Origin of the sequence: Streptomyces sp. 8L (assembly GCF_020176795.1) — a bacterium.
Taxonomy (GTDB): domain Bacteria; phylum Actinomycetota; class Actinomycetes; order Streptomycetales; family Streptomycetaceae; genus Streptomyces.
On sequence record NZ_JAIUKE010000559.1, the window covers coordinates 1 to 6,693 of the forward strand.

General features: G+C 73.9%; 5 protein-coding genes. 2 read left to right on the plus strand and 3 right to left on the minus strand.

Annotation, left to right across the window (positions count from 1 at the left end):
- On the minus strand, positions 1-1,248 hold a 1,248-nt coding region (locus LCE31_RS34285), incomplete at its 3' end, for a PP2C family protein-serine/threonine phosphatase (RefSeq protein ID WP_225021498.1).
- Between the two features lie 242 nt (positions 1,249-1,490).
- On the opposite strand from LCE31_RS34285, the gene LCE31_RS34290 reads away from it, so the two are divergent.
- Entirely contained in the window at positions 1,491-1,937 is a 447-nt protein-coding gene (locus LCE31_RS34290; protein ID WP_225021500.1) for an NUDIX hydrolase, read from the plus strand.
- On the opposite strand, the gene LCE31_RS34295 is transcribed toward LCE31_RS34290, so the two are convergent.
- Positions 1,926-3,020 carry a hypothetical protein gene (locus LCE31_RS34295; protein WP_374118648.1) on the minus strand — a complete coding sequence of 365 codons (1,095 nt, stop codon included), beginning with the start codon at positions 3,018-3,020 and terminating at the stop codon, positions 1,926-1,928. The two genes, LCE31_RS34290 and LCE31_RS34295, sit on opposite strands and share 12 nt — an antisense overlap.
- Before the next feature lie 130 nt (positions 3,021-3,150).
- A complete protein-coding gene (gene pepN / locus LCE31_RS34300; RefSeq protein ID WP_225021503.1) occupies positions 3,151-5,727 on the minus strand; it encodes an aminopeptidase N in 2,577 nt (858 codons plus the stop codon).
- Positions 5,728-5,893: 166 nt separating this feature from the next.
- On the opposite strand from pepN, the gene LCE31_RS34305 reads away from it, so the two are divergent.
- Positions 5,894-6,526 (plus strand): mycothiol-dependent nitroreductase Rv2466c family protein, encoded by a 633-nt coding sequence (locus LCE31_RS34305; protein ID WP_225021505.1) that lies wholly within the window; start codon positions 5,894-5,896, stop codon positions 6,524-6,526.
- The last annotated feature ends 167 nt before the right edge of the window (positions 6,527-6,693 follow it).

The following is a 6,693-nucleotide window of genomic DNA, read 5'->3' on the forward strand; positions in this document are numbered from 1 at the left end:
CCCCCCCCCCGCCCCCGCCCCCCCCGCCGGCCCCGCCCCCGCCCCCCCCGCCCCCCCCCCCCCGGGGGCCGGGGGGGGGGGCGCGCCCCCCCCCCCCCCCGCGTCGGCGTCGCGGGTGAGGAGTAGGAGGGCCCGGTCGTCGTTGACGTCCTTGGCGACCGCTTCGATGAGGTGCCAGGCCGCGCCCTCGAAGCCCGCCTGCACATAGCGGTCGGCCGCGCCGGTGAGCCGGTCGATGCCTTCCGCGAGGTCGCGGCCCGGCGCCTCGACCAGGCCGTCCGTGAACAGCATCAGCACGTCGCCGGGGCGCAGCGCGCCCTTGACCGGGTCGAACCGCGCGCCGTCGTAGACCCCGAGGAGCGGGCCCTCGCCCGACTTCTCCTCCCACAGGCCGGTGCCCGCGTGGAGTTGCAGGGCGGGGAGGTGGCCGGCCGAGAGGAGTTCGTAGTCGCCGGAGCCGAGGTCGAGCACCAGGTGGATGGAGGTCGCGAAGCCCTCGTCCCAGTTCTGCCGCAGCAGGTAGCCGTTGGCGGCCGGGAGGAAGCCGTGCGGCGGCAGCGAGCCGAGCAGACCGCCGAAGGCTCCCGAGAGCAGCAGTGCCCGCGATCCGGCGTCCATGCCCTTGCCGGACACGTCGGTGAGCACGACCTCCAGGGTCCGGCCGCCGTTGGTGCGGGCCGCGACGACGAAGTCGCCGGAGAAGGACTGGCCGCCCGCGGGGCGCAGCGACCACTCCCGGTACCAGCCCTTCGGCAGGCTCGGCAGGGCGCTCTGCACCCGGATGCGCTCGCGCAGGTCGAACAGCATCGTCCCGCCGCGCCGCCACGGCACCCCGACGCGCGCCCTGAACTGCGCGAGCAGCAGCCCGAAGAGGCCGCACGCGGCGACTTCGAGGACGGTGCCGGGAGTGACGCGTCCCGGCCCTCCGGTGTAGGGCCCGAGGACGATCGACTCGACGATCAGCGCCGCCGCGGAGAGCGCGTACAGGCCGAGCAGGCTCGCGGGCCGCAGCAGCAGTCCGCCGGCGACGATCGGCACGACGAGCGCGGACGACGCGCACCACAGGGGCAGCGCCAGCGTGGTCACGGTGATCGCCGGTACGAGCATCAGCAGCCCGGTCATGGCGATCCAGTCGGAGCCCTCGCCGCGGAAGTAGTCGACGCCCGACCGGCGCAGGGTGATGCGCGCCCGGTGCAGTCCTTTGCGCAGCCGGGCCGCATACGATTCCGCTCCCGCAACGTGGGCCATGGTGGTTGGACCCTATCGATCAGTCCGCCCGCCGTGCAGAGGGGGCCCATGGTGTTCGATCGCGGATCGCCGTGGCGGTCACGGGTCCGTACTCGTGGGTCCCAGGCGGAACTCCGCGTCCCCGACCGGAGCGGGCGAGGGGTGCGGGGACGGCCTCCGCCTGCGGCGGGCTTGCCGCGCCGGGCTCCGGCGGCGCCGGAAATACCGGGCGGTGGCCGGTTGGGCGTGGGTAGGCTGCCGCGATGCGCACCTCACTTCGCGTGGCCGCCTACGCCGTCCTGGTGAACGACGGCGGCATATTGCTGTCGCGGCTCATCCCGCATCTCCGCGACCGGTCGGGGGCCGGCCGGTGGACCCTGCCGGGCGGCGGAATGGACCCGGGCGAGGACCCGTTCGACACGGTCGTGCGGGAGGTCTGGGAGGAGACCGGGCACACGTCGCGGATGACGGCGCTGCTCGGCGTGGACTCGTATGTGCGCGGCGATCGGCAGGGCCTGCGCATCCTGTACGAGGGCGAGATCACGGGCGGTGCGCTGCGCGCCGAGCCGGACGGGTCGACGGACCTCGCCGCCTGGCATCCGCTGGAGGCGGTGGAGCGCCTTCCGCATGTCGAACTGGTCGATGTGGCCCTGCGGTTGTGGCGGGAGCGGCCCGCCGTGGGACATGTCGCGAAGGCGTCACCGCGGTAGGACCACCAGGGGGGCGGCGGGCTCCCGGTCACCGGCGGCCGTCAGCGCGGTCCGCACCACCACGGTCTGCTGTTCCGGCGCCTCCCGCAGGGTGCGGGGGGTGAGGTGGACGACGGTGACGCCGAGCCGCTCCAGGTGCTCGCGCTTCGCCGCGCCGGGCTCGTAGCGGGCGTCGTCCGCGAAGCTGCCGCAGAACCTCGGGGCGCGTGTGTCGAGTTCGACCGCGACGGCGTGGTCGGGCCAGAACGCGTCCACACCGCCGAGGTAGGGCCCGCCGGGCAGCCGCAGGTCGACGTTCCACAGCGGCTCGGGCAGGGCGCCGTCGCGCACCAGGGCGTACAGGCGCTCCTCGGCGCGCGCCCTGCCCTCGGCGAGGAGCGCGTCGACCGCGCCGACCACGTACGGCCGGGACAGCAGGCGGGCCGCCGCCAACTCGCGGACGATCGTGCCGGGTTCGCAGTGCCCGTCCCGTACGGCCTCGGTCAGCAGCAGGCGTACGGAGCGGACGTCCGCCAGTTCGGCCACCGCGTCCGCGAGGGCGCGCGCGACCGGCGCGAGGGCGAGGCCGCCGACCGGCTCGGGCTCGGGCAGGGACGCCGTGCGGATCAGCCGTACGAAGCCGGTCGAGCGCAGTCGCCGGGTGCGCGGCACCAGGACGTCGACCGCGTCAAGAGACGGCAGCGGGGGCGCGGACTCGAACCCGTGGGCCGCGAGCGCCGCGAGGCCCGTGACCATCGCCGCGGAACGTCCCGCGCCGGCCGTGCCGCGCCTGCCCTGGGCGGGTACGGCGCGCCCCGCGTACAGCAGCGCCGCCCGCAGGCGGTCCTCCCCCGTGACCGGGCCCCCGTCCAGCAGGTAGACGTCGGGCAGCAGTTGCCGCCAGGGGCCGCCGGTCCTCGTGTGTTCCGCGACACGGGCCGCCGAGATCCCCCGCTGCCGCAGCTGATGCGCCGTCATGAGGCGCGGAGCGGGCGCGCCGGCGGCGGGGGCTCCTTCGCGGCCGGCCCCGGCGGATGCGGCGCCGGCCGGGCGGCCTTCGCAGCCGGGGAGCGGGGAGGAGAGGGGAGTGCCGTTGTTGTTCATGCTCCCGGTCTCCCCCACCTCCCGCGCCCCGCTAACCCCTGTTACAAGGGCGTTGCCCAAACCGGACAAGCCCGTCCTAAAGTACGGGCGTTCGACTGCCGACGAGGGGCCGTCCGTCCGGGGCGCGCGTTCAGGCCGCGGCGTCGCACTCCTGTGCGCGCAGGGCGCGCGCCAGGTCGTCCGCCGCCTCCGCCACGAGGCGGCGCAGCGCGGGCGCGGCGCTCTCGTGCGCGGCCAGCCAGGCGCGGGCGGCCTCCAGCGTCGCGGGGTCGTCCTGGAGCGCGGGGAACAGACCGCGTACGACGAGCATGCCGATCTGGATCGACCGCTCGGCCCAGACGCGCTCGACGGCCGCGAAGTACCTCGGCGTGTACGGGGCGGTCAGTTCACGCTGCCCCGGCCGCGCGAACCCGGCGATGGTCGCCTCCACCAGCGCGTTGGACAGCGTGTCACCCTCCACGACCGCCTCCCACGCGGCGGCCTTCACCTCGGCCGAGGGGCGCGACGCGAGGCAGCGCACCGCGTGCCGCTCGCCCGACGCGGTGTCGTCGAGGGCGCGTTCGGCCTCGATCGCCCGCGCGTCGGCGCGGCCGTGCGAGGCCAGCGGGGCGAGGAGGGCCCACCGCACCTCCTGGTCGATGTCGAGCCCCGGCACCTTCTCGGTTCCGTCCAGCAGGGCCTGACACAACGTCAGGTCCTGCTCGCTCGCGGCGACCTGGGTGAAGAAGCGGGCCCAGGTCAGCTGGTGCTGGCTGCCCGCCTCCGCGGCGCGCAGCTCGCGCAGGGCGCCCTCGGCGAGCAGCCGCCCGCCCTCGGCGCGCCAGGCGGGCGCCGCGTAGTGGACGAGGGCGGAGTTCGCCCAGGTGTGGAGCATCTGGAGGACGCCGATGTCGCTCTCGCGGCCCGCGTGGGCCAGCACGAGTGCCACGAAGTCCCGGGCGGGCAGCAGCGCGTCGCGCGTCATGTTCCACAGCGCGGACCAGCACAGCGCCCGGGCCATCGGGTCGGCCACCGCGCCGAGGTGGACGCGGAGTGTGTCGAGCGAGGCCGCGTCGAGCCGGGCCTTGCAGTAGGTCAGGTCCTGGTCGTTGACGAGGATCAGGTCGGGGCGCTCGGCGCCGGCCGGCTCCGCCACGACAGTGCGCGGCCCCGCGACGTCCGCCTCCGTGCTCGCGTACGCGGTGAGGCCGCCGTCCGGCGTCAGCCGGTAGAGCCCCACGGCGACGCGGTGCGGGCGCAGTTCGGGGTGGGACTCGGGCGCGTCCTGCACGATCGCGAGTTCCGCCACACGGCCGCCGTCGCCGTAGACCACCTGCGGGGTCAGCGAGTTGACGCCCGCGGTCTGGAGCCACGAGCGGGCCCAGCCCGCCATGTCGCGGCCGGAGGTCTCCTCCAGCACGGCGAGCAGATCGCCGAGTTCCGTGTTGCCGTAGGCGTGCCGCTTGAAGTAGCGGCGGGCGCCTTCGAGGAACGCGTCCCTGCCGACGTACGCCACCAGCTGCTTGAGCACGGAGGCGCCCTTGGCGTAGGTGATGCCGTCGAAGTTGAGCTTCGCGTCCTCCAGGTCCCGGATGTCGGCCGTGATCGGGTGGGTGGAGGGCAGCTGGTCGGCGCGGTAGGCCCAGGCCTTGCGGTTGTTGGCGAAGGTGATCCAGCCGTTCGTGAAGCGGGTCGCCTCCACCATCGAGAGGGCGCCCATGAAGTCGGCGAAGGACTCCTTCAGCCACAGGTCGTCCCACCACCGCATGGTGACGAGGTCGCCGAACCACATGTGCGCCATCTCGTGCAGGATGACGTTGGCGCGGCGCTCGTAGGACGCCTGCGTGACCTTGCCGCGGTAGATGTACTCCTCTCGGAAGGTGACGAGGCCCGGGTTCTCCATCGCGCCGAGGTTGTACTCGGGCACGAACGCCTGGTCGTACTTCCCGAACGGGTAGGGGAAGTCGAAGTGCTCGTGGAAGAAGTCCAGGCCCTGCTTGGTGACGAGGAAGATGTCGTCCGCGTCGAAGTGCCTGGCGAGGCCCTTGCGGCACATGGCGCCGAGCGGGATCTCCAGCTCGCCGCCGCCGGGCAGCGCACGCCGGTAGGTGTCGGTGACGTACGTGTACGGGCCGGCCACGACGGCCGTGATGTACGTGGAGATCGGCTTGGTCTCCGCGAAGCGCCAGACGCCGTCCGCGTCGCGCGCGCCCGCGCCGTTGCTCCACACCTGCCAGCCCTCGGGCGCCGTCACCTCGAAGCGGTAGGGGGCCTTGAGGTCGGGCTGCTCGAAGTTGGCGTAGACGCGGCGGGCGTCGGCCGGCTCGTACTGCGTGTAGAGGTAGACCTCGCCGTCCTCCGGGTCGACGAAGCGGTGCAGGCCCTCGCCGGTCCTGCTGTAGGCGCACTGCGCGTCGACGACGAGTGTGTTCTCCGACTGGAGGCCGTCGACCGCGATGCGCACGCCGTCGAAGACGGCCGCGGGGTCGAGGGCGCGGCCGTTCAGTGTGACGGCGGAGACCGAGGGCGCGATCAGGTCGACGAAGGTCGCGGCGCCGGGGCGGGCGCAGGTGAAGCGGAGCGTGGTGACCGAGCGGAACGTGCGCGGCCCGTCGGCCGGACCCTCGCCGACGGCGGAGCGGAGATCGAGGGCGACCTCGTAGCCCGTGGCGGAGAGCAGTTCTCCCCGCTCACGGGCCTCGTCGCGGGACAGGTTCTCTCCAGGCACTTCGGGCAGCTCCTTCGCAGCTCACGGACGTCTCGGAACAGGGTCGATCCTCGCATGTCGGTACGGAGCGACCGGCATGCGGGCGCCCGCGCCCGGGAATGGCGGGAGGGCGCGCGGGCGTTGAGTGACTCAGGTGTGTTCTTTATGGATCTTTCTGAGGAGAGACATGTCGGAGAAGACCCCGGTCGACTTCTGGTTCGACCCGCTGTGCCCCTGGGCGTGGATGACCTCCCGCTGGGTGCTTGAGGTGCGGGAGGCCCGGGACCTGGACATCAGGTGGCATGTGATGAGCCTCGCGGTGCTGAACGAGCCGCGCCTGGACGAGATGGACGAGAAGTACCGCGACATGATGACGACGAAGGCGTGGGCGCCGGTGCGTGTGGTCATCGCGGCCCAGCAGAAGCACGGCGACGAGGTCGTCGGCCCGCTGTACACGGCGCTCGGCACCCGCTTCCACAACAAGGGCGAGGGCCCCACGCGCGAGGCCATCGCGGGTGCGCTGGCGGACGCGGGCCTGCCGGCGGACCTGCTCGACTACGCGGACTCCGACACGTACGACACGGAGCTGCGCGCCTCCCACAAGGAGGGCATCGACAAGGTGGGCCAGGAGGTCGGCACCCCGGTCATCGCGGTGCCGGGGGCGAACGGCGAGCAGATCGCGTTCTTCGGCCCGGTCGTCACCCCGGCCCCGAAGGGCGAGGAGGCGCTGAAGCTCTGGGACGGCACGCTGATGGTCGCCTCGGTCAAGGGGTTCTACGAGATCAAGCGCACGCGCACGGAGGGGCCGATCTTCGACTGATCGCGAGGGCGGGGCCCGGCCTCCGGAGCCTTCCGGGGCCACCAGGCGCGGGCCGCCACGGGCTGCGGGCCCCTGCCCGCTCAGGAGGGCGCGCCTCCCTGTCCGCGCGGGCGCGCACCGGTGGTGGGCGGGGTCCGGTGCCGGTGCTGGGCGGGGTCCGCGCGGAC

What these genes read in the sequence shown, in the direction of transcription:
- LCE31_RS34290 (WP_225021500.1), top strand. Translation starts at nt 1,491, where the DNA reads ATGCGCACCTCACTTCGCGTGGCCGCCTACGCCGTCCTGGTGAACGAC.
- LCE31_RS34295 (WP_374118648.1), bottom strand. Translation starts at nt 3,020, where the DNA reads ATGAACAACAACGGCACTCCCCTCTCCTCCCCGCTCCCCGGCTGCGAA.
- LCE31_RS34305 (WP_225021505.1), top strand. Translation starts at nt 5,894, where the DNA reads ATGTCGGAGAAGACCCCGGTCGACTTCTGGTTCGACCCGCTGTGCCCC.